At 41.6% G+C, this 24,156-nt stretch carries 15 protein-coding genes and 1 tRNA gene; 8 read left to right on the top strand and 8 right to left on the bottom strand.

The window, feature by feature from the left end:
- Window positions 1–276: 276 nt before the first annotated feature.
- From apcB to AC6RV6_RS13565, 3 genes are all read right to left on the bottom strand, one after another.
- Window positions 277–762 carry a globin family protein gene (gene apcB, locus AC6RV6_RS13575; protein WP_500241389.1) on the bottom strand — a complete coding sequence of 162 codons (486 nt, stop codon included), beginning with the start codon at window positions 760–762 and terminating at the stop codon, window positions 277–279.
- 93 nt (window positions 763–855) lie between these two features.
- Window positions 856–1,341 (bottom strand): allophycocyanin subunit alpha, encoded by a 486-nt coding sequence (gene apcA, locus AC6RV6_RS13570; protein WP_500241388.1) that lies wholly within the window; start codon window positions 1,339–1,341, stop codon window positions 856–858.
- Window positions 1,342–1,473 carry a hypothetical protein gene (locus tag AC6RV6_RS13565; RefSeq protein ID WP_500241387.1) on the bottom strand — a complete coding sequence of 44 codons (132 nt, stop codon included), beginning with the start codon at window positions 1,471–1,473 and terminating at the stop codon, window positions 1,342–1,344.
- Window positions 1,474–1,690: 217 nt separating this feature from the next.
- Here AC6RV6_RS13565 and AC6RV6_RS13560 point away from each other — a divergent pair, with 217 nt between their 5' ends.
- Window positions 1,691–3,058, top strand: a complete 1,368-nt coding sequence (locus AC6RV6_RS13560; protein ID WP_500241386.1) for a hypothetical protein — start codon at window positions 1,691–1,693, stop codon at window positions 3,056–3,058.
- Here the strand turns inward: AC6RV6_RS13560 and AC6RV6_RS13555 are convergent.
- On the bottom strand, window positions 3,035–4,072 hold the full coding sequence (locus AC6RV6_RS13555; RefSeq protein ID WP_500241385.1) for a Gfo/Idh/MocA family protein: 1,038 nt from the start codon (window positions 4,070–4,072) through the stop codon (window positions 3,035–3,037). The genes AC6RV6_RS13560 and AC6RV6_RS13555 overlap by 24 nt on opposite strands.
- A gap of 324 nt (window positions 4,073–4,396) precedes the next feature.
- Here AC6RV6_RS13555 and AC6RV6_RS13550 point away from each other — a divergent pair, with 324 nt between their 5' ends.
- Window positions 4,397–4,690: a ferredoxin gene (locus tag AC6RV6_RS13550; protein ID WP_500241384.1), complete on the top strand. Its 294-nt coding sequence runs from the start codon at window positions 4,397–4,399 to the stop codon at window positions 4,688–4,690.
- A 157-nt stretch (window positions 4,691–4,847) separates the two neighbouring features.
- Here AC6RV6_RS13550 and AC6RV6_RS13545 read toward each other — a convergent pair.
- The 3 genes from AC6RV6_RS13545 to AC6RV6_RS13535 all read right to left on the bottom strand — a co-directional run bounded on the left by AC6RV6_RS13545 (window position 4,848) and on the right by AC6RV6_RS13535 (window position 7,044).
- Window positions 4,848–4,921, bottom strand: a tRNA-Asp gene (locus tag AC6RV6_RS13545).
- Window positions 4,922–5,092: 171 nt separating this feature from the next.
- Entirely contained in the window at window positions 5,093–5,323 is a 231-nt protein-coding gene (locus AC6RV6_RS13540; RefSeq protein ID WP_500241383.1) for a hypothetical protein, read from the bottom strand.
- 224 nt (window positions 5,324–5,547) lie between these two features.
- A complete protein-coding gene (locus tag AC6RV6_RS13535) occupies window positions 5,548–7,044 on the bottom strand; it encodes a TM0106 family RecB-like putative nuclease (RefSeq protein ID WP_500241382.1) in 1,497 nt (498 codons plus the stop codon).
- Window positions 7,045–7,298: 254 nt separating this feature from the next.
- Between AC6RV6_RS13535 and AC6RV6_RS13530 the strand changes: the two genes are divergently transcribed.
- The 6 genes from AC6RV6_RS13530 to AC6RV6_RS13505 all read left to right on the top strand — a co-directional run bounded on the left by AC6RV6_RS13530 (window position 7,299) and on the right by AC6RV6_RS13505 (window position 22,112).
- The gene (locus tag AC6RV6_RS13530) at window positions 7,299–9,986 is read left to right on the top strand and encodes an ATP-binding protein (RefSeq protein WP_500241381.1); all 2,688 of its coding nucleotides are present in this window, start codon (window positions 7,299–7,301) and stop codon (window positions 9,984–9,986) included.
- A 168-nt stretch (window positions 9,987–10,154) separates the two neighbouring features.
- On the top strand, window positions 10,155–11,477 hold the full coding sequence (locus tag AC6RV6_RS13525) for a hybrid sensor histidine kinase/response regulator (protein ID WP_500241380.1): 1,323 nt from the start codon (window positions 10,155–10,157) through the stop codon (window positions 11,475–11,477).
- A 341-nt stretch (window positions 11,478–11,818) separates the two neighbouring features.
- A complete protein-coding gene (locus AC6RV6_RS13520) occupies window positions 11,819–13,162 on the top strand; it encodes a hybrid sensor histidine kinase/response regulator (RefSeq protein ID WP_500241379.1) in 1,344 nt (447 codons plus the stop codon).
- A gap of 343 nt (window positions 13,163–13,505) precedes the next feature.
- Window positions 13,506–16,106, top strand: a complete 2,601-nt coding sequence (locus AC6RV6_RS13515; protein ID WP_500241378.1) for a hybrid sensor histidine kinase/response regulator — start codon at window positions 13,506–13,508, stop codon at window positions 16,104–16,106.
- A 153-nt stretch (window positions 16,107–16,259) separates the two neighbouring features.
- The gene (locus AC6RV6_RS13510; protein ID WP_500241377.1) at window positions 16,260–17,690 is read left to right on the top strand and encodes a hybrid sensor histidine kinase/response regulator; all 1,431 of its coding nucleotides are present in this window, start codon (window positions 16,260–16,262) and stop codon (window positions 17,688–17,690) included.
- 111 nt (window positions 17,691–17,801) lie between these two features.
- Window positions 17,802–22,112 carry an amino acid adenylation domain-containing protein gene (locus tag AC6RV6_RS13505; protein ID WP_500241376.1) on the top strand — a complete coding sequence of 1,437 codons (4,311 nt, stop codon included), beginning with the start codon at window positions 17,802–17,804 and terminating at the stop codon, window positions 22,110–22,112.
- On the opposite strand, the gene AC6RV6_RS13500 is transcribed toward AC6RV6_RS13505, so the two are convergent.
- Window positions 22,109–24,070, bottom strand: coding sequence for a bifunctional aldolase/short-chain dehydrogenase (locus AC6RV6_RS13500; RefSeq protein WP_500241375.1), 1,962 nt, complete (start codon window positions 24,068–24,070; stop codon window positions 22,109–22,111). The two genes, AC6RV6_RS13505 and AC6RV6_RS13500, sit on opposite strands and share 4 nt — an antisense overlap.
- Window positions 24,071–24,156 lie beyond the last annotated feature (86 nt).

Here is a 24,156-nt window from a genome sequence, read left to right as displayed (position 1 = left end):
TCGCTCCTGAACTTAGTATTGATGCTCTCGAAAAACTCAAAGTTCTTAAAAAGCTAAAAAAAGGTTAATTTGCTATAAGTTTTTGCTTTAGCCGTATTCCACAGCATAGCTTTATCTACATGACAAAGCTCGGGAGTCAACATACCAATATTAGAAAGTTAAAACCTACCTCGAGCCAGTAAGATAAGCCTTTGACCCACTAACACTCGATCGCTGACTACCCGAACCTATTTTCAAAGAATTCGAGTTGATTCGGTGTCAATTCGATTCTTGCCTTTAGCTCAAGCCAGAGCAGATGTAATCGAAGTAAACGCCCATTTCTTTGCCGGCATCAACACCAACTAAACTAGCCGTAACTTCTTTCATGGCTTGGATGGCTTGAACCGTCGCGCCAACAGGAACGCCTAAAGAATTATAGGTTTCTTTTAAACCATTGAGAACCCGCTCGTCTAAGATAGAGGGATCGCCAGCCAGCATTGCGTAGGTTGCATAGCGCAAGTAGTAGTCCAAGTCGCGGATGCAAGCAGCATAACGACGAGTGGTGTACATATTGCCACCGGGACGGGTGATATCAGAATACAACAGAGCTTTTGCAACGGCATCTCTGACGATCGCAGCAGCATTGGCGCTGATGGCGCTAGCGGCGCGAACCCGCAGGGCTCCGCTTTGGAAATAGCCCTTGAGCTTGTCCATTGCAGAAGAATCAAGGTATTTCCCTTGAACGTCGGCAGAATTAATAACAGCAGTAATTGCGTCTTGCATTTTTGATTTCCTTATTTGAGCTAATCTTTAGCTGATCTTTATCGATTGCGAGCCGCCAAAGCGGAATCTCGAACAAAGGGAGGCGCTACTCGCCTAGCCCATCGCGCTAGCAACGTAATCGAAGTAGGTCGAGGCTTCGGAAGCATCTTCGCCAGAGAGTAAGGTGCTGGCAACGTCTTTCATTAAGCCAACGCTTTTGGCAACTGCACCAATGTCAGTTCCCAAGGACTTGTACATTTCAGCAACGCCAACCAAACCGATTTCTTCGATGGGGGTAACATCGCCGGCGACAACACCGTAAACGATCAGGCGTAAGTAATAGTCCATATCCCGCAAGCAAGTTGCAGTCATTTCGTCTCCGTAAGCATTTCCACCGGGGGAAACTACATCGGGACGCATTTGGAATAAGCGATCGCCTGCTTCTTTGACGATGCGTTCGCGCGATTCGGTCAAAACTTGAGCGATCCGCAAACGACTTTCGCCACTGGTGACAAAGGCTTTAATACGATCTAGTTCGCCGGGGCTGAGGTAACGTGCCTCAGCGTCAGCATTCACGATGGATTTCGTGACGATACTCATCTATGGATTCCTCCAACAAAAAAAATCTGACTGAATGCGATCGCGCTCTGGCATTTTCATCCCATAATTGGCAGTTCTGATGCGATCGAGCATCGCCCCAGTCAGCAACCTTCCGCAATTATTGTGAGGCATTGCGATCGCCTTATGCCTCGATTCTTAATATTTTGTAATGTTTTTCCTCATTTTGCAGGCTGAAAGGTGCGATCGCGAGAAAAAATCGCCCCTATTTCCTTCCAGAGGGAAAACTCTTCCGAAAAATTTCGCAATTTCCCCCCATAAAAAGCGATCGTCTTTCCACAGACCTAGCTAAAATAGCAGTTAAGTTAAGCGAAAGGTGCAACAAGTCTGGATGAACTTCGAACAGGATAAACAACAATGCCTCGAGAAGCTCGAGTGGGCGATGAGTCAACTACAAGTCAATGTTGGCCAACAAGAACTCGAGCGGATTAGTGCGTTAATCGTCCAAACGATGACCGGAACGTGGCGCTACTTCCACACGCCAGACCACATTTTTGAGGTCGGGGGTTCTGCCAATGCCATTGAAGTCCTTGCGGCTTTATTTCACGATTTGGTTTATGTCCAAGTCGATCAGAGTGTTAATTTCAATTTAACCTTCTACATTTCACCGTTTATTCAAGAAATTAAAGAACATCTGTACATTCGCGAAGAAGAAGATCTGCCCGATAGTCGGATGTTCGATTTGGTCATGGGGACTTTTGGATTTAAACCCGGGCAGCAGCTTTCTCCTTTTGCCGGACAAAATGAATTTCTGAGTGCTTTAGTTTGCGCTTTAGTTTTAAATCCTCTGTTGGATGACGGGCTACTTTTACAAATTATGACTTGCATTGAAGCCACAATTCCCTTTCGTCCGGAAAAAGAGGGATTGCACGCAGCAGAATATCTCTATCTTCGCATTCAAGAAACGAATGAAAGGCTTGCCATCGGTTTGAGTGAAGAGGAACTCATCGAGTCAGTACAACGCTCTGTGAGAATGGCTAATCGAGATGTGGGCAGTTTTGCCAATCCCAGTTCCGCTCGTTTTCTCGATAATACTTGGAGTTTGCTCCCAGAAACCAATCACAATCTCAAAAATTCGAGTTCTTATACCGTCAATGAATATCGGGTTGCTTTGCAAAAAATGGAAGGTTTTATGAACTTTCTCAAACCCGATTTAGTCTTTCAGCAGTTCAAAGGCGAACCCGACGATCGAGAATTTCACAATAAACTCGATCGCGCCGATCGCAATATTAAAATCGCTCGGCTTTATCTGGGCAGCAAGCTCTTTACTATGGCGTTGTTAGAAGCCCTCTCTCGTCGCTTTGGACGCAATATTCCCCTTTCAACCATCATGGGAGAACTCAATCCCCTCGGATTATCGATTGAAAAACTTGAAGATTTTCTCCCCGATGTTGCCAATCATCACCCGCTTAATAATGAGTTGGATAGAGAAGTATTCGATTTACTCTCGAAAGGGCGTTTTAGCGATTCTCCTTACGATATTAAGAATTCTCCCTTAACAACATTAATCGTGAAAATTATCGGGCTGGATAGAATTCGCGCATTATTGGGTCGGTCTAAGGCGTTTTTTAAGGATGAAATTACTGGGGAAGATTTTCTCAAAGATTGCGATCCCGCAGTGGTCGAAATTATTACCGATAGCCTCGCTAAGCTATTTGACAGTCGTAAAGCGGCTTTATTGGCTCCAGTTACTTTTTGATAAAAGAGCCTCATGTTCTCTGGGAATTGCCACCGTTTGTCCGGTTTCTGCGGATTGGCGGATGGTATCGGCGACAATGAGGGCATAATGACTGGATGCAGGGGAAGTGTAGAGAGGTTTGCTTTGGAGTAAACCATCTAAGGCCAATGCTGTATCGCGGGCGAATAATCCCCGACGACTGCCAATGGCAATAGGTATAATTTCTTTGCCTCTAATCAGTTCCCCTTTGTCGGTGGCAAAAATTAAGGTTCCTTGACTGCCGTGCAGTTCAAAGGTACGAGTTGATTGCCAAAAGCGATCGCCTTTGCCGTAAACGAGATCGGCAATTAATCCGTTGGCAAAACATAATTGTGCTTTACACAAACAGGCGGTGTAATAAGGATCGGCCTCGGACGAATACCAATATCGCGATCGCCCGCTAACGGATTCCACAACCCCAAAAAGATCGGTAAAGCGATGAATGCGAGCAAGGGCTGCACTGAAGGGAAACCCAAATAAATCTTGACGATAAGACCAAGATGCAGGGGCGGGATGTTTGGCTTTGAGGGTGATATAGCGAGCATAGTTCACCTCGCCAATTTGCGGAAGATATTGCCGTAGGGTTTGATGCAATCCTCCCAATATTTCGATATGTTCGACGTGGAGGAATTTTTGACGCGATCGCGCAAGTTCGATAATCACCTGCGCTTCTTGGGGATCGAGGGAAAGGGGATATTCGCAAATGACGTGCTTGTTGGCTTTGAGGGCGGCTTTCGCGATCGCGCCATGTTCTCGGTTAATCGTGGAAATAATAATCAGATCGATATCGCCATCGCCAACGAGGTCTTGCCAAGATTCTCGTCCTTTTGCACCGCAGCGATCGCATAAAACATCTCGACTTTCGCTATTGCGTCCGGCGATCGCGACGAGTTGAGCGCGATCGCTTTCTTGTTGCAATGCTTCTACTCGTTTCTGGGCAGCATACCCTGTCCCCACCAACCCCACTTTTATCGGTCTCTTGAACTGATTCATCATTGTTTTACTTTTTCTTTATCTATTGTAACTGTTCTTAATAATAAGAAATTCTTATTTATAAAACAAGGGGATATGATGGGCGATCGGTCTCTATCCCAAGACAGATAAACTCCTATGTATTCTGGCTTACCGAAATTTATCTATCTTTATTTTCTGGAAATACTGCCAACAAATTAAAAATAAGTATTATTTATATTAAATTTCATTCGCACTCTCATTTCTAATGCAGCCCAAACATCAGAACCTTTTCCCGTAGTATCGAAAATGAAAGTAAATATTCACAAGCCAACAGGCTGCTATCCAAACTATAGAGGAGTTCAAATCATGGCAGATTACAAAGTTACTTTAGTTACCCCCGATGGCGAGCAAGTTATCACGGTTCCCGAAGATGAAATCATCCTTGATATTGCCGAAGAACAAGGTTATGACCTCCCCTATTCCTGCCGGGCTGGTGCTTGTTCGACTTGTGCGGGTAAGCTCGTAGAAGGTACAATCGACCAATCCGAGCAATCTTTCTTGGATGATGAGCAAATCGAAAACGGTTTTGTTTTGACTTGTGTGGCTAAGCCCACCTCGGACTGCAAAATTGAAACTCACCAAGAAGAAGCGATTTACTAGATTTCCGAGTCTAGATTGCGATCGCAATCTAGACTCTCACTTCAAAACCACTATCGATCGACAGATCGATAGTGGTTTTTACTAGGCAATTATTATATGGAATCAGAATTATGCAAATTTGCAAAAATATCTTGGCAAAATTCAGAATTCGTGGGAACGGGACTGACGGGGCTCGAACCCGCAACTTCCGCCGTGACAGGGCGGTGCTCTAACCAATTGAACTACAGTCCCATTTTTACTCTTAATGATTTCTTCATCAATACTGATGAGGAAGTATTTTTTGAGACAAGATCTACTATAACTAAATCTGGTCTCTTTTGTCAATGATTTCAGGGGATTTTATTTTTTGCAGTCTAAGGCGCGAGCTAAGATTGCCAAAAGGAAAAGCCTATTGAGAATTCTCTAACTGAGTTTACGAGTGGATTGGGGTCGCAGAGCAATATCTTTAAATCGCAAAAGGAGGAACAAGCTCAATAGCGTCACCGACCAATGGGCGATCGCAAATCCCCAAATCAAGCAAACCACCGCCGTTGTGGCTGTGAGAACGCGGTAAACATCTTGAGACAAACGCTGATAGAGAAGCAAATTGCCGAGGGCAAAAACTAGCAAGAGGAGGGGAAAGACAGGCATCATGGTTACAGGTTGTGGATTGTGGCAGAACAGGTCAGGATTCAAATGAAGTCGTTAAATCGAAATAGCCTTCATTTGCGAAGGCTCAAACCACTTTCAGTTTAACATTGCCCCTTTCCAGCTTTTAGGAACGTAACTTCAGATGCTTGCGATCGTGATATTTCTTCGTATAACTTTAGTTGTACGGAATTTTGTGTAAGTATAGACTCATTTTTTACAACTAATTCTTAAGAAGAAGATTGACTTAGCCAAAACTGTTCAAACCATATTTTGAGATGATAGGTTGCTCGGCAGTCGTCTTCATTGTAGCGGAGAATTGTTTCTAATAAAGAGCGATCGCCTTCCTTTAACCAATTGTCATACAAACAAACCGCGCCATCGCCCGCAATATGACTATCTCGCCATGTAAATCCCAACCAATTGGCCAAGGATTTGAGAGAATAACTTTCAACGGGTAAGGTGGTCGTATCTGTTACCCAGTGATGCAGATCGACAAAGCGAGAGAGAATATCTTTGAGTGGAAAAGGTGTATTTTTGTATAATTTTGCCAATCGCTTCACGGTATCTACTTCGTATTCAGAAAAATGGAAAATGGGTGCATGGGGATAACGGGTAATAAGAGCGAGAAACTGCTGCCAAATCAATCCTTCTTCTTCCGGTGTTTCTGCGAGAAATCCATAAAATTTCTCGGTTTTAGTTTGATGATTAATGCAAAGAATGCCAAATAAATAATCAACATTGCGATCGGGTTCGGCTTCAAGATCAAAATAAAGTTCAATTTCGGCGGTTGGGAAGGTTCGTTGAGATGAACGAGGAGAGAGGGGACGCAAAAAGGGACGATTTTCGAGGAGCGATCGCGCTTGTTGTCGGAGTTGGCTGGCGATCGCCGAGTCGAGAAGGTCTGTATCGATGAAGGGGTCGAGAGCAGCGAGAGCTTCTAAGGTATTAATGTTGAGAGTTTGTAGGGCTTCGTAGCGGCTGGGGGTGACACCTGGAACGAGAGAGAGGTGATTTTGAGCGCGGGCGATCTCGCGACAATAGTGAGTCCAATGGCATAAACTACAGCGCTGACGGGAAATAAAGACCTCGGGTTCAGCACGATCGCCGAGCATTTGCTGGCAAGTTTGCAGAACTTCCATCATACGAGGAATCCAACTATCGAGATCGACGAAATATTGCTTTTTCCCTCGTAAAATCAAACCAGCATAGGGAGGTAATGTTCCTTGCACGCGAGTGAGAAGATAGGCATGAAAGGCAGCGATCGTTTTATATTCGGGTTTGGGACGCTTGCCCAATTTGACATTCACCGGAACATAACACCAATTGCCCCAGATTGATGTACCGGGATGCTTGATTAAAAATGTCGGCTTGGCAAAATAAGTAAAAGAAGATGCCTGCCCAGATTGTTGGTTAATATCTTCTAGATTCTGGGGGTCTAGGTAATCGCTTTCCAGCAACAAGACCCCACGATAAATCATTTCTACTCCCGTTGCCATCAAGATTCGCGTTTTTTCGAATCCTTCTTGCCAGTTTCCTTTGCTAAATTGGGGCTGTGTATAAACTTCTCCAGCCAAAATTTCTTTGATTTGCTGTCGATTTTCGTCTCGCAGTTTGAGGAGAAAATCTCGGTCGGGTTCTTTGTGGGCGCGATCGCCGCAAACATTCAAAAAGGTGCGTCGCTGACAGCGTTTGTAATCTAAGAGAAGATCGTCGCTCAAGAACATGAACTAGAAAAATTAGGAATTGGCAATTATCAACAACTCATTAATATTATCGGTGAAAGCGGGCGATCGCGGAAATTGAAAGTGCCTGTTATTCTTCTAAAGAAAATATAAAGTTTTACTAAGTTTTCGGAGTTTCCAGAATTTTTCCTGGGCATCTTCTGAAAAGTCTATCTATAATTAAGGAGGTAACTTAAATCTGCAAACGGCGAACGGTGTTAATAACTAACAACTGTTAAACATTCAAATATCAAGCCATGCAATTAAAAAGCATCAAAAATCCCCTTCGCAGGTCAATTGGGGCAAGATTGTTTATGTATGTTTTAGTCGGTGCGTTGATTGGCTTGGGCAGTATGTCCTACTTTTTCTATCGAGCGCTAGAAAAACGAGCGATCGAAGAAATTCAAGGAAATTTAAGTACGCAGACCAAATCCATTGAAGGACAACTCTTGCAGACCGAGCAATTAATGCTAAGTTTGGTAGCTAATGTTAAAGCACTAAATCAATTGGGAATACAAGATTATGAAACCTACAAGCAGTTAGTATTTGAGCTTTTTGAATATCGCACACCTCTAACAACTGCTCTAGGTTTTGGCCAAACGCCTTATAGAATTTTACCCGATCGAGAAACCTATTGGTATTACTTTGCTCTCGATCTTGGTCATCCCGAACAAGTAGGTTCTTCTTTATCCGATCCTTATGGACATATTCGTTACGTTAATGTGTGTTCAGAAGCGGTTAACCTTGACTGTCTCGATCAAGAATATAGCAAGTTACCCATCGCCGCAGGAAAAGAAATTTGGTTGGAACCTTATCATTGGTATGGTATTACCTTTACAACATCGACAGCTCCTATTCTTAACGAACAGAATGAGTTATTAGGAATAGTTGGGTTAGATGTCGATATTACCAGAATTATCCAGCAAGTTAGCACTCCCACAATCGCAGGAAAGGGATACTTTGCTATTTTAACTGAACGCGGTAATTTATTAGCATATCCTCCCGATCCAGAAAAAGCAAAAAAATTGTCAACTTACCAAGATATCCCTCATCTCAAAACAGTGTGGGAGCAAATTGAAGATAAAGAATCTGGATTTATTCAAGCTGAGGGAAGTTTTTGGGCATATCGAAAACTTGAAGGTACAAACTGGATGATGCTTGCATCTGTTCCCCAGTGGGTAATTTTAAGACCTGTTTTAATTATTACATTGGGAACGGCTTTAGGTGCAGGTTTTGTTCTCGCCTTGATGGTTAGTTTATTTGTGCAAAAACTCAATTCCCGCTTGCAACCAATTTTAGATGGATGCCATCAAATAGCTGATGACGATCGCCAGCGATCGCAATATCTAGAAACAGATCAAAGGCAAGAATTAACTGAAGAAAATTTGCGATCGCTGAATTTAGAAAATAAAGATGAATTAGAAGTTCTCGAACTTTCTTTCAATCGCATGACCAAGCAACTGAAAGCCTCCTTTGAAAACCTTGAAATCAGAGTTAAAGAAAGAACCTTAGAACTAGAAAAAGCAAAAGAAATTGCCGATACTGCCAACCAAGCTAAAAGCGAGTTTTTAGCCAATATGAGCCACGAACTGAGAACACCGCTCAATGGCATTTTAGGCTACAGCCAAATTTTGCAGCGTGTTGCTTATTTAAAAGAAAAAGAAAAACACGGACTAGATATTATTTATCAATGTGGGACTCATCTCTTAACGCTCATTAATGATGTTCTTGATATTTCTAAAATTGAAGCGAGAAAACTCGAACTCTATGCTAAAGATTTTCATTTTCCTGCTTTCATGCAAAGCATAATTGAAATTTTTAGTCTTAGAGCAGAAAAGAAAGGAATACAGTTTATTTATCAACCTCCTCAGAATTTACCAGCCGGAATTCATGCTGACGAAAAGCGGCTACGCCAAGTATTAATTAATCTCGTCGGAAATGCTGTTAAATTTACCGATAAAGGCAGCGTCACTCTCGATATTCATATTGCATCTATAGCATTATCTCAATTGCGGCTGCATTTTTTCATCCAAGATACGGGAGTGGGAATGAGTGACAAACAACTGCAAAAAATTTTTCAACCTTTTGAGCAAGTAGGAGAAGATAAAAAGCGAACGGAAGGGACGGGATTAGGTTTGTCGATTAGTAAAAAAATTGTCGAAATGATGGGAGGTGAGATATCTGTTCGCAGTCAATTGGGTGTCGGGAGCATCTTTGAATTTTCGATTACCTGTTCTCAAGCAGAAGATTGGTGTATTTCAAATATACACAGCGATCGCCGAATAATTACCGGATATCAAGGCAAAAATCAGAAAATTCTCATCGTAGACGATCGCTGGGAAAATCGCTCGGTGATTGCCAATTTGCTACAGCCCATTGGATTTGATATTATAGAAGCAGAGAATGGTCAAAAAGGAATCGAACAAGCCGAATTACAAGCACCCAATCTGATCGTTATCGATCTTAAAATGCCTGTTATGGATGGTTGGGAATTCTTGCAAGAAATGCGGAAAAAAGAAAAATTCAAAAATACACCCATTGTGGTTTCCTCAGCTAGTGTTTTTGAAGAGGATCGTTATAAAAGTTTGGATGCAGGCGGAAGTGATTTTCTTGCCAAACCCGTAGAGTCAGAAAAATTATATCAGGTTATCGAGAAATATTTACAGTTAGAATGGACTTATCAAGACGATAGCCAAGAAATATCAACAGCAAAAGTGTCAGAAGTTAGAGAATTAATCTTGCCACCAGAGATAATATTAGTTAAACTAAAAGAGTATGTCAAAGGAGGAAAAATGAGCGGTATAAAAGCTGAGTTAAAAAACCTCAAAAAATATTACCCAGAATACGAACAGTTTTTTGAAGAAATGGAAGAGGTAACCCAGAGTTTTAATGTCAAAAAAATTCGCCAGTTTTGGCAAAAAACAATGAAAATAATTGAAGATTAGTCGTTGCTTTTTTGGTCAAAAAAGTTTTAGATGAAATCTGGGGGATTTTTTCTATACCTTGACTTTTTGTTTGTTGATATTTAAAAATATCTTCTATTTTTGGCAACATTTACGATGTGTGTTGATGTTGTATTTGCAGATAAATTATAATATATTTAGGAGTGATAAATGTTAGAAAACATTGAAGCTGGAAAAATTTGTATTATTGATGATAATCCTACCAATCTAGAGGTTTTGTATGGTGCATTAGATGGGTATGGGTACGAAATTTTTTTAGAGATGGATGGGGAAAGTGGTATCGAACAAATTACACAAAATATTCCCGATCTCATTTTGCTTGATATTATGATGCCGGGGATTGATGGTTTTGAAACCTATCGTCGTTTACAACAAAATTTAGAGACTCGAGAAATTCCTGTTATTTTTATAACAGCACTATCCGACCTTGAAAATAAAGTCAAAGGATTTCAATTAGGCGCGATTGATTATATTACTAAACCTTTTCAAAAAGAAGAAGTGGTTGCTCGCGTACAAATGCACTTAGGTTTACGACAAATGAGCGTAAAATTAGCAGAAAATAATCAGGAACTCGATCGCAAAAATCAGGAGCTTTCTCAATCTCTGCAAGACTTAAAGGCCGCACAATTGCAGTTAGTCCAAACTGAAAAAATGTCAAGTTTGGGGCGCTTGGTTGCCGGAGTCGCTCATGAGATTAATAATCCTGCTACTTTTATTTACGGTAATCTCACGCATTTGGAAAATTATGTTACAGAAATTGTTGAATTTCTCGATTCTTATCAACAAGATCATCCGAATTCTGAAGATATTGCAGAAGAATTTAATATTCCTTTTTTGGTCGCAGATTTACCAAAATTAACCAATTCCATGAAATTTGGAGTCAAGCGCATTCGTCAAATTGTGACAAGTTTACGGAATTTTTCGCGGCTGGATGAATCCGAATTCAAATCTGTTAATATTCACGAAGGAATTGATAGCACTCTCGTCCTTTTAGATTATCGCTTAAAAGCAACACAAAAACGTCCCGAAATTGAAGTGATTACCAACTACGATTGCCTTCCCGAAATAGAATGTTATGCGGGACAACTCAATCAAGTTTTTGTTAATCTTGTCAACAATGCGATCGATGCCTTAAACGCAAAATCTTGCGATTGCCCTCAAATTACCATTACTACCCAAGCGATCGCTGGCGATCTCATTCGTATCAGTATTCAAGATAATGGTATTGGCATGAATGAGGAGGTGAAAAAGAACATTTTCGATCCCTTTTTTACCACTAAACCTATTGGACAAGGAACGGGATTGGGATTGTCCATTAGCTATAAAATTATTACAGAGGGACATTCCGGACGTTTATACAGCTTATCGCAACTGGGAGAAGGGACAACATTTATACTTGAAATCCCCTTGCGAGCAAATCCTTCTTTTTGTGAAATCAATTATCTTTCCGCCCTCGCTGAATCCAGAAATTGATTTTTATTTTTGTGAAATCTCAAGAGAGGAGAAAATTTACAATTCACTTTTTCTTCTATCTCTGTGCATACACTGATTTTTAGACTTTTTCCTCATTGTTTTTACTGAAATTTATCGGCAATATTTTAAAATTCTGATAAAGTTCCTAAATTTTATAGACTTTTTACGGATTCCACTTATAGTATAAATTTGAGCAAATCTTAAATAAGGTAATGCGATCGCGATTAAAGCGTCCACAGAGAAAACCTTGACGCGGTAAGTTTGAGGCTTTCATCGCCAGAATTCAGGTGAGTGCGATCGCATTTTTATGATACAAATCCATCTAATTGAGGAAGGCAGAGATGAAGTCGAGTCTAACGCGCGGAACAATTTTGATTGTTGACGATAATCCTACCAACCTTGAAGTTTTATACGGGACTTTAGACGGAAATGGATATGAAATTTTTGTCGAAATGGATGGAAAAGCAGGAATTGAACAAGTTCTCAAAAATCCCCCCGATTTGATTCTCTTGGATATTATGATGCCGGGTATTGATGGTTTTGAAACTTGTCGGCTTTTGAAAACTAATCCAAAAACACGAGATATTCCTGTTATTTTTATTACAGCGCTATTTGAAACTGAGAATAAAGTCAAAGGATTGCAACTGGGCGCTATTGATTATATTACCAAACCCTTTCAAAAAGAAGAGGTTCTTGCTCGCATTCAAATGCAAATGCAATTGCATCAGATGAGTCGAGAATTAGAATCGAAAAATGATAAATTGGAAAGAAAAACTACAGAACTGGCTCATTCCTTAGAAGAACTTCGCAATACTCAATTACACTTAATTCAATCAGAAAAAATGTCCGGTCTCGGTCAGTTAGTAGCGGGTGTGGCGCATGAAATTAATAATCCAGCAAACTTTATTTATGGAAATCTCGTTCATTGTGAAGAGTATATTACAGAGCTTTTAACATTGCTTGAAGTTTACCAAGATTGCTATCCTCATCCTGATGAAAAAGTTGCTTATTTATACGAACAATTAGATATTGATTTTCTCGTAGAAGATTTACCCAAAATGATGCTTTCCATGAAATTAGGAGTCAAGCGTATTCGTCAAATTGTGATGAGTTTGCGAAACTTTTCCCACTTGGATCGTGCAGATATTCAATGCGTCGATCTTCATGAAGGTCTCGAAAGTACGCTTATTTTGTTAGACCATCGCTTACAAATACTTTCCAAAGGATTGACACTTAAAGTGATTAAAAATTATGGCATTCTTCCTGAAGTTGAATGCAATGCCGGACAAATGAATCAAGTTTTTATGAATTTATTAAATAATGCCATTGATGCGTTAGAAGAGCGAGTCACTGGGGAAGAATATTGCGGCACGATCGCGATCGCAACACAAGTTATTGATGAAAATACCGTCAGGATTAGTATTAAAGATAATGGTATTGGAGTGAGTATGGAGGTCAAAAACAAAATATTCGATCCTTTTTTCACCACTAAACCCGTCGGTCGAGGAACAGGTTTGGGTCTCTCGATTAGTTACCAAATTATCACTCAAGGACATCGCGGTAACTTGCAATGTCTCTCTCAACTCGGAGAAGGAACGGAATTTATTATCGAAATTCCTATTCGAGTCCCGCGATCGCACCGAACCTCCGATCGCGATGCTCAATGCACTCGAACTGAAAGTTGACTCAAAATTGGATTTTTAACAGTATTTCAATAAATCAGTGTACGAAATAAAGATTTGCAGGATCGGCGATCGCAGAAACGAGAGATTCCGGAAATAGCCTTCATAAGATTATTAATATTTTGCGATCGCAGATATTTAACAGATCTTTAAGTTTTAATACATTTTTTATGTTTTTGCAAGTTTTAACTCTATCTGTGAGAAAAACTACTTACAATAGTTGGATGACCTATCAAGTAAAGATATAGCGATGCCAATCAAAGGTCTATACAATCCTTTCCGTAAATCTATTGGTTCGAGACTATTTGTTTCTATTTTAGGAAGCGCTTTAGTAGGACTTGGAGCGATGTCCTACTTTTTCTATCAAGCGCTCGAAAAACGTGCCAAGGAAGAAATTCAAGGAAATTTAAGTACACAAGTCAGAACGATTGAATCTGAATTTGCCAGAGTAGAACAAGCAATGGCAAGTTTATCTGCAACAATCAAAACAATGAATAGTATTGGAATCAAAGATTCTGATGCTTATAGAGATTTAGCCTTAGAATTTTTCTTGAGTCGTTCTTCCTTGACAATGGGGGTAGGTTTTGGTCAAGCGGCTTTTCAGCTTGCAGAAGATCGAGAATGGTATTGGCCATACTTTTATATAGACCAAAATAATCCCGATCAAGTCGGTGAAAAATTATCTTCTCCTTTAGATAATATTTTGTATTTGGATGTATTGGAACTAGATAATTATTCAGAAATGGATTACTACCAGTTACCTATAGAAGCAAAACAAGGAATTTGGTTAGAGCCTTTTCAGTGGTATGGGTTGAGTATTACTAATCTTACAGCTCCAGTAATCGGCAACGATAATGAACTTCTGGCAGTCATTGGTTTGGATATTAGCGTTTCTGCATTAGAAGAACAAGTCAAAGCTAAAACATTGCCTTCTGGAGAAAAAGGATACTATGCTATCATTAGCGAACAGGGTAACTTACTAGCTTATCCTCCCAATCCAGACAAAGCCAAAGAACTTGCAACTTACAAAGATATTCCCGAACTTCAAACTATTTGGCAACAGATCGAACAAACAGATATAGGATTGATTCAAGCAGAAGGGCAATTTTGGGCATACCAACGTATTCAAGGTCCGAATTGGTTAATGCTTGCTTCCGTCCCTCAATGGGTTGTTATTGGACCCGCTTTAACCATTACTTTAAGTGGTGCTTTAGGCGCAAGTTTTATTCTTGCTCTTGTGGTCACTTTATTTGTACGAAATCTTAATCGCCGTTTGCAACCCATCTTGGATGAGTGTCATAAACTTGCCGAGGATGATACGCAACGACTGCTGCGCCTGAATCAAAACAATGATAATGAAATTGATGGTGATTCTGAATTGCAGTCTCTCGATGGTATCGAAGAAGCTGACGAATTAAAAGTTCTCGAAATCTCTTTCAACCGCATGACCCAACAACTCAAATCATCTTTTGAAACTCTCGAATTGCGGGTTAAAGAGCGAACTTTTGAACTGGAAAAAGCCAAAGAATCGGCAGATTCAGCCAATGTCGCTAAAAGCGAATTTTTGGCGAATATGAGCCACGAATTAAGAACACCTCTCAATGGGATTTTAGGCTATACCCAAATTCTGCAACGAGCCACCAATTTAACTGACAAAGAAAGGCACGGACTCTCAATTATTCATCAATGCGGAACTCATTTACTCACTCTCATTAACGACGTTCTCGATATCTCAAAAATTGAAGCAAGAAAGCTGGAATTGCACCCTAAAGATTTTCATCTCCCTTCTTTCCTGCAAACTGTTGTGGAAATGTGCCGCATTCGAGCTGAAAAAAAAGGAATTGATTTTAACTATCACCCTCCAGAAAGTCTACCAACAGGTATTCATAGCGATGAAAAACGCTTGCGCCAAGTCTTAATTAACCTTTTAGGAAATGCGGTTAAATTTACCGATACCGGCAATGTTACCCTTGATGTGAGTATTGAATCTTCCGATTCTTCTCGTTCACAACTATCTTTTGCGATAAAAGATACAGGAGTAGGAATGACTCCAGAACAACTCGAAAAAATCTTTCAACCTTTCGAGCAAGTCGGAGAAAACAAACGTAAAGCGGAAGGAACGGGATTGGGTTTATCAATCAGTACCAAGATTGTTGAGATGATGGGGGGAGAGATTCAAGTTGAAAGTCAAAATGGAAAAGGAAGCACTTTTAAATTTGCGATTAATTGTCCTCATGCAGAGGATTGGCTCGTTTCCAGTACTGTAACCAAACAAGGAAAAATAACGGGTTATATTGGAGAGAAACGAAAAATTCTCGTCATCGACGATCGCTGGGAAAATCGCTCGGTCTTAGTCAATTTATTAGAACCAATTGGTTTTAGTACAGTCGAAGCTGACAACGGTCAAACGGGACTCGAACAAGCCAATATCCACGAGCCGGATCTGATTATTACCGACCTGAAAATGCCAGTGATGGATGGCTGGGAATTTCTCTCACAGATTCGCCAGAATCCCAACGAAAAACTAAAACACAGCCTAATTATCGTTTCTTCTGCCAGTGTTTTTGAAGAAGATCGTCAAGAAAGTTTAACGGTTGGAGGAGATGATTTTCTTGCCAAACCTGTAGAAGCCGATTCTTTGTATCAAATGTTACAAAAATATTTGAATTTGGATTGGATTTACGAAAAACAAACAGAAACTGCACCAAACTTAGAGGAAGCAGGCGATCGCGAAATCGTAATTCCCCCCGCATCGGTTTTAGAACAACTACAGGAGTATGCCAGAAAGGGACAAATGAGCGGGATTAAAGCCGAACTTCACAAAATAATCCAGTTAGATCGCCAATATCAGAGCTTTGTAGACGAGCTGAATCAACTGGTGAAAACCTTCAATATCCAAAAAATCCGCCAGTTTCTTCAAGAAAATGTACGGACTTCTGAGCCATAAGCACGAATCATAACTTAATGGGTGTATAATTTTTTCAGGCTCATTCAATAGAGTCGCACAGCGATCGATAAAAGCAAATGATTTAAGGGGTGCATCTTTCTCCCAAGGCCTGTCGCACAGCCCCATCACAATCGCTTAATCCCCGAGGTATTTATGAAAACCAGTTTAGAACGAGGCACAATTCTCATTATTGACGATAATCCTACCAATCTTGAAGTTCTCTATGGTGCTTTAGATGGCAATGGTTATGAGATCCTCGTCGAAATGGATGGTGAAAGCGGTATCGACCAAGTGAAGACCAATCCTCCGGATTTGATTTTACTCGATATTATGATGCCGGGGATCGACGGTTTTGAAACCTGTCGTCGCTTAAAAGCTGATGAGATATCGCGAGATATTCCTGTTATTTTTATGACGGCGCTTGCAGATACAGAAGATAAAGTCAAAGGACTAAAACTAGGAGCCGTTGATTATATTACGAAGCCTTTCCATAAAGAAGAAATTCTTGCTCGTATTCAAGTCCATTTAAAACTGCGAAAAATGAGTTTAGAATTGGCACAGCATAACGAAAAACTCGAACAGAGAGTACAAGAACGAACAGCAAAACTCACAGGAGCATTAGAGGATTTAAGATCGGCACAGCTCCAATTAGTTCAAGCTGAAAAAATGTCCAGCCTCGGTCAATTAGTGGCCGGAGTTGCTCACGAAATTAATAATCCCGTCAATTTTATTCACGGTAATATTGGACACCTGAAAGATTATATTGAAAGTTTTATGAGTTTTCTCACTCTTTATGAAAATTGCTATCCCGATAAAAATGAAAAGGTTGCCAATCTGCGAGAAGATTTAGATATTGATTTTTTAATTGATGATATTCCTAAAATTATGGCTTCGATGAAATTAGGAGTGAAGCGCATTCGGCAAATTGTTTCTAGTTTGCGGAATTTTTCTCGCTTGGATGAAGCGGAAAAAAAACCGGTGGATATTCATGAAGGAATAGAGAGTACGCTGTTGATTTTACATCATCGTTTGAAAGCAGGCCCGAAACAGCCAGAAGTTGAGATCGTTAAAAAATATAGTGATTTGCCTAATGTCGAATGTTATGCCGGACAACTCAATCAAGTTTTTATGAACCTTTTGAGTAATGCAATTGATGCTCTCGAAGAACAAGCAAGCAAAAGACAGAATCCGGGTCAAATTATTATTTCTACACAGAAAATTGAGAATCATTTTGTTAGGATTAGTATCAAAGATAACGGAATTGGGATTAGTGAAAAAACAAAGAGCAGAATCTTCGATCCTTTTTATACAACCAAACCTGTCGGGAAAGGCACGGGTTTAGGGCTGTCTATTAGTTACAAAATTGTTACAGAAGACCATCACGGACGTTTATATTGTCTCTCTCAACTGGGAGAAGGAACGGAATTTGCGATTGAAATTCCCATCCAAAGAAATCCCTTTCCCGATCGCAATAATTTCCTCGATCGCGCGAATTTTCAACCCTCCCTCAATTCGTCTAATTCTCATTCAGGAGAGAAAAATAAACTCGAAAAATTAGAGTCGAATAACCCACTTCCACTTTAAAGCATATCCGCTTTAAAAAGGTAGAAAAATTCTTTTTTAAGGTGATCTTTTTCGCAGTCCCCAGTATAATCCACAGTGTGTGGGCTTAAATTTTTGGGGCTGTTGTCAATCATGAAAACGATTACTCGGTGTGTGTGCCAACTCATTGAAACACAAGTCGTAGAAACACCCGATCGCATTGCTATCGAATTTAACGATCGAGTGTTGACCTACCGAGAATTAAATGAGCGTTCCAATCAATTTGCACGATATCTTCAAACTTTCGGTGTAAGTAATGAAGTGTTAGTGGGGGTTTGTGTCGAGCGATCGCCAGAAATGTTTGTCATTCTGTTGGGAATTCTCAAAACAGGAGGGGTTTACGTTCCTCTCGATCCAAGTTATCCATCAGAGCGAATTGCTTTTGCCCTCCAAGATTCACAAGTCTCGGTGTTAGTGACTCAAAAACATATAGTCGAGAACTTGTCAAAACTCCCACAAATACAAACAATTTGTATTGACACAAATTGGCGAGAAATTTGTCAGCAAGAAACGAGTAATCTCAATATTGTCCTTCAGCCCCACCATTTGGCTTATATCATTTATACCTCTGGCTCGACAGGTAAACCCAAAGGGGTACAAATCGAGCATCGAGGTTTGGCTAACCTGTTAATTTCCCTAAGTCGCGAACCCGGAATAACTCAAGATGATATCTGGCTTGGTGTTACCACGATTGCCTTTGATATGTCTGTTCCCGAGCTTTATTTGCCCCTAATTGTCGGCGCAAAAATTTGCTTGGTCAATCGTCAAGTTGCGACAAATCCCCAGCGTCTCATACAAATTCTCGATCGCGAAAAAATTACCGTCCTGCAAGCGACTCCCTCAACGTGGCGAATGCTTTTAAATGCAGGCTGGCGGGGAAACAAAAATCTTAAAATGCTCTGTGGAGGAGAAGCAACTCCGCGATCGCTCGCCAATCTTCTCCTTGAAGGCGGTGGAGAACTCTGGCATATGTACGGGCCGACAGAAACGACAGTTTGGTCTACTATCCATCGCGTCAAACCCGAAGAAGAAGGCGTTCCTCTCGGTCATCCCATTGCCAATACGCAAATTTACTTACTAGAACAGGTTACAAACAATAGTGTCTCGACACCGCTCGGTAACCACCTGCAAACTGTTCCTTCGGGAAAAATAGGAGAACTTTATATTGGTGGCGATGGTTTAGCACGAGGCTATCTCAATCGTCCAGAACTCAATCGAGAGCGTTTTGTTGGCGATCCTTTTAGTCGCAATCCCAAAGCAAAACTCTACAAAACTGGCGATCTCGCTCGCTATAATTCTGATGGCAATTTAGAATTTATCGGTCGTGCCGACCAGCAAGTGAAAATTCGCGGTCATCGCATCGAACTCGGGGACATTGAAAATGCGATCGCTCAATACTCGGGTATCAAAGAAGCAGCAGTCATTACCAAAGAAGATGTATCGGGAACACAGAGTTTAATTGCCTATGTCGTAGCGAATACAGAAAAATCGACCCACACGCTTCATAGCCAACAAGTCGAAAAATGGCAAGAACTTTGGAGCTTTGCCTATCGCAATACGACTGGGGATCCCCTCTTTGACTATAGCGGTTGGCATAATAGTTATACCGGCTTGCCCATGCCCGAAGAAGAAGTCCGAGAATGGGTCGATCGCTCAGTTGCTCGCATTCTTCATCTCAAGCCCCAAAATTTGTTAGAAATTGGCTGTGGCAAAGGAATGCTTCTCTTTCAAATTGCCCCCCACTGCGATCGCTATGTAGGTACGGATTTATCCCCCGATGCGATCGCTCATATTGGGCGACAACTCGAAAAACTTGCAGGAGATTGGTCTCATGTCACTGTCAAACCGGGAGCAGCAGACCAATTAGAGAGATTCGAACCCGCCTCCTTCGATACCATTGTTCTGAATTCAGTGATTCAGTATTTTCCCAACCTCGATTATTTAGTGCGAGTCATTGAAAACATTCTGCCTCTAGTCAAACCTGGGGGACACATTTTTATTGGCGACATTCGTAGTTTACCCCTTCTCGAAGCCTTTCATACCTCCGTACAACTCAACCGCGCCCCCGCCTCTCTCTCCACTCTTCAACTAAAACAGCGCATCCAAGAGCAAATTGAACAAGATGGGGAGTTAGTTCTCCATCCAGACTTCTTTTTAGCCCTGAAATCATATTTTCCTCAAATTGCCTTCGTGCAAACTCTGCTCAAAGAAGGGCTGGCTCAAAACGAGTTAGTCGTGTTTCGCTCCGATGTCATCCTAAATATCGAGCCTCGGGAAACTGCGATCGCTGGTTCTCCCATTTACTTTGACTGGCAACAACAAAATTGGTCGGTTTCAGCCATGTTGCATTGGTTAAAGCAAAATCAGCCTGAACTGATCAAAATTGAAAATATTCCCAATATTCGCATCACCTCCGACTTACAAGGAGCTAAACTCCTGCATCAAAGCAACCTCCCAGAAACTGTCGGGGGACTGCGGGCTAAATTAGTCGCCGAGCGTCAAAATATCCAAGTTCATCCAGAAACTTGGTGGAAATTGGGCGTTTTGCTTGACTATCAGATTGATATCAATTGGTCGGATGCACAGAAAGAAGGGTGTTACGATGTCGTACTGAGACGAGACCATATCAGCCCTCTGCCAGAACGGAAAATCGAGATTAAACCTTTACGAGAATACGCTAACAATCCCAGTCGCGCCACCGCAAAACAGAATCTTATTCCCCAGCTACGAGAGTTTCTGCAAACAAAACTTCCTAGTTATATGATTCCCTCAATATTCATGCCATTAAATTCTCTTCCCCTGACTCCGAACGGTAAAATCGATCGCCGATCGCTCCCCGAACCCCAAAGCACTCGCCCTCTCCTCGATAAAACTTTTGCTACCCCGGAAACCGCGATCGAAAAGAAGCTCGCCGAAATATGGGCGCAACTTTTAACGATCGAGGAAATTGGCATCAATGATAGTTTCACTGAATTGGGCGGTCACTCATTATTAACCGTGCAGTTACTGTCTCAGATTGAAGCAGAATTTCAAGTGGAAATTGCCCTCATGGAATTTTTGCAAGACCCGACAATTTCAGGATTGGCTAATGCCCTAGCCTCTCGGCAAAAATCAAACAATCACCCCTTAACCGTTGACAAAGCCTTTGCGATCGATATTCATCAAGATACAGTCCTTGATTCCACGATTTATCCGGCCACGATTTTTCTCGAACCCGTAGCCGAACCCGAGCACATTTTTCTGACGGGAGTAACGGGTTTTTTAGGCGCATTCTTCCTTCAAGAACTTTTAAAACAAACTGATGCCAAAATCTATTGTTTGGTTAGGGCAACAAAATTAGAGGAAGGAAAATATAGACTTCAGCAAAATCTCAAGCGTTATTTACTCTGGAATCAAACTTGGGATTCTCGTCTCATTCCTGTAGTTGGCGATTTGACAAAACCCATGTTTGGCATGGCAAGTCAAGAATTTCGGGAATTAGCTCAAACCACCGATTTAATTTATCACTGTGGGGCATTTATTAATCTCATTTATCCTTACTCAGTTTTACGCAAACCCAATGTCTTAGGGACTCGGGAAGTCTTACGCCTCGCCAGTCAAGGACGAGTAACTCCCATTCATTTTATTTCTACCTTTGATGTCTTTCTCTCTCCTCACTATTCTCAACGAGAAGTATTGTACGAAGAAGAATCTGTGGTGTATCCCGAACAACTAGCCAATGGGTACGCCCAAAGTAAATGGGTCGCCGAACAATTGTTATTAACCGCACGAGAGCGAGGTATTCCCGCTAGTATTTATCGCTTGCCCATGATTTCTGGTCACAGTCAAACGGGAGTTGCGAACCCTGACGATCTGTTGTGTCGTTTTATTACTGGGACAATTCAACTTGGCAGTGCCCCCTTGCTCGATCGTCCTATTAGTATGATTCCTGTCGATTATGTCAGTAAAGCGATCGTTCATTTATCCGGACAGTCCGACTCTCTCAACAAAGTGTTTCATTTCAGCAATCCGCACCCTCTTTCTTGCGATCGCTTTGTAGCAACTTTACGAGAAATGGGATATCGCATTAACGAAATGTCTTATCCGCAATGGTTAAAAAAACTGCAACATCCTCAAGTTTCCCGCGATAACGTCTTGAGTCCTCTTGCCTCTCTTTTGGCGAAAACAGGAGAAGATAATTTAACTTATCTAGAAACGACCTTGTTCAGCACACAAGTTATTGATTGCCAGAATACATTAACGAGATTGCGAGGAACGGGAATTGTTTGTCCTCCAGTTAATTCTCAATTGATTCAGACCTATGTTTCGAAGTTGTACCAAAACGACACGATCGCACGAATTTACAAGCGCTTTTCTCAAAGTAATGCACTTGTAAATCGGAATGCAATCTCACAAAATCGTTAAATGACCCGTTCGTTCCCGCCATCAACGGGAATTTGAGCCGCCGTGGTGCAAGTAAATAAAGACCCACACATTTCGGCAGCTAACTCGGCGACAGCGTGACTGTTTACCTCAACTTTTAAGACATTATTGGTTTTGTATTCCTCTACGGTAATCCCATAATGTTCGGCACGTTTTTCTAACACGTCTTGCGTCCAAATTCCCGTATCAAAAACCGCATTAGGATGGAGAGAATTGAGACGGATGTTATCCTGCCCCCATTCTAACGCTGCTACTCGCATCAGTTGGTTGAGTGCTGCTTTAGAAGCCGAATAAGCCGCAGCACCCGGACCGGGTGCTGGAACGTTTTTCGAGCCAATAATCACCACTCGTCCCCCTTGCGGTGCAAGTTTCAAAAATGGATGGCATTCTCGCAACAAAATCAGATTCGCGTCAAGATTAATCCCCATTACTTTTCGCCATTCTGACCCACTTAATTCAGCGATCGGACGACTTGCTGGAAAAATTCCTGCATTGAGAATTAAAATATCCAAACCGCCAAACTTGCGAACTATTTTTTCCATCACTTTCGTAATATTTTCTTCTTCTGTAACATCGCATTGAATGCCCATAAAATCAGGACGAGAATAGAGTTCTTCAATGTTAGGATTAATATCCAAACCAACAACCGCAGCCCCTCGTTTTAGCAATGATTCTACACAAGCCTTGCCAATTCCTGAAGCGGCTCCCGTTACTAGGGCAATTTCTCCAGTAAACTCGGGAGGCTGGCCGCCTTTGCGTAATTTTGCCTGTTCTAAGTCCCAATATTCCACAGCAAAAATATCTTGAGCGGGTAAGGCTTGATAGCGTTCTAACGCTGTTGCAGATTGAATGATATCAATTGTGTGATAATAGATGTCCGCAACGATCGCAGCACTTTTCGCATTTTTTCCGACAGCGCACATGCCAAATTCTGCATCTAAAATCACCCGAGGCACGGGATCGAGCATGGTCATCCCCTCGGTCTCATGAGCGCAAAAATAGGTTTTGTAATCTTCAACATAAGTATCTAAATTTCGCCCAATCAAGGGAATGCGCTTGGTACGAATGACGTGATCGGGAGTCGCGGGACCTTGTTGGGAAATTTCGGCAATATCTTCTCGTTTGGCAAAAGAGAGGGTTTTTGGGTTGCAGTGTGTCGCTACGATCGCGGGAAATCCTGCTGCTTTCGAGAGCTTAGAGCGCAGTTCGGCCAAAGGGACTCGCAAGGACTTCTCTTCTATTTTGAGAGGAGTGGGAAAAGCTGTTGCTCCTTGTTTTTCTAGATAATCTTCTGCTAAACTCACCAACTCAATCATCTTTTCATAGGACTCTCGCGCCGTCTCACCAAAAGAAAAGATACCGTGATTCATTAACACCATACCGACGGTATTTTCTCCTGCTTCGGCGGCGAATTTTTCCGCACAGAGGCGAGCAAGATCGAATCCGGGCATCACATAAGGGATTACAACCATGCGATCGCCATAAATTTCCCGAATGCGTGCCAGTCCACCTGGAGTATTGGTAATCGTCACTATGGCATCGGCATGGGTGTGATCGACATATTTATAGGGTAGGGTGGCGTGGAGAATCGTCTCCACTGAAGGAGAAGGAGCGCTAGAACAGGTCATTTGCGTTTTTAGCTCATTCACCATCTGAGGGTCGCTGAGAGTCTCTAATTGCGCCAATTTGAGGAGATGGGCGATACGAACTGGGGAGAACCCCTCTTTTTCAATCGTGGCTAAATCCCAGCCACTTCCTTTTACATAAAGAATATCTTCTTCCTCGCCAACAATATTCGTTTCCCGAATTTTCACAGAAGTATTACCACCACCGTGTAGGACGAGGGCAGGATCGCGTCCCAAGAGTTGAGAGGTGTAAACGCGTTGTTCGAGGTCGGTGGGGTAGCGATCGGCTTCTGTTTGATTCCAGAGACTTTTCATTATTTGGTTATTGGTTGTTGGTTATTGAGTATTGATTGACTCTCCTAACTAAGAGGAGAGAGAGGAGTTCGTTATCAGTCGAGAGA

Source organism: Spirulina sp. LEGE 11439 (assembly GCF_059821285.1).
The sequence above is the reverse complement of the archived record's forward strand: the minus strand, read 5'-3'. Positions and strand labels throughout refer to the sequence as shown.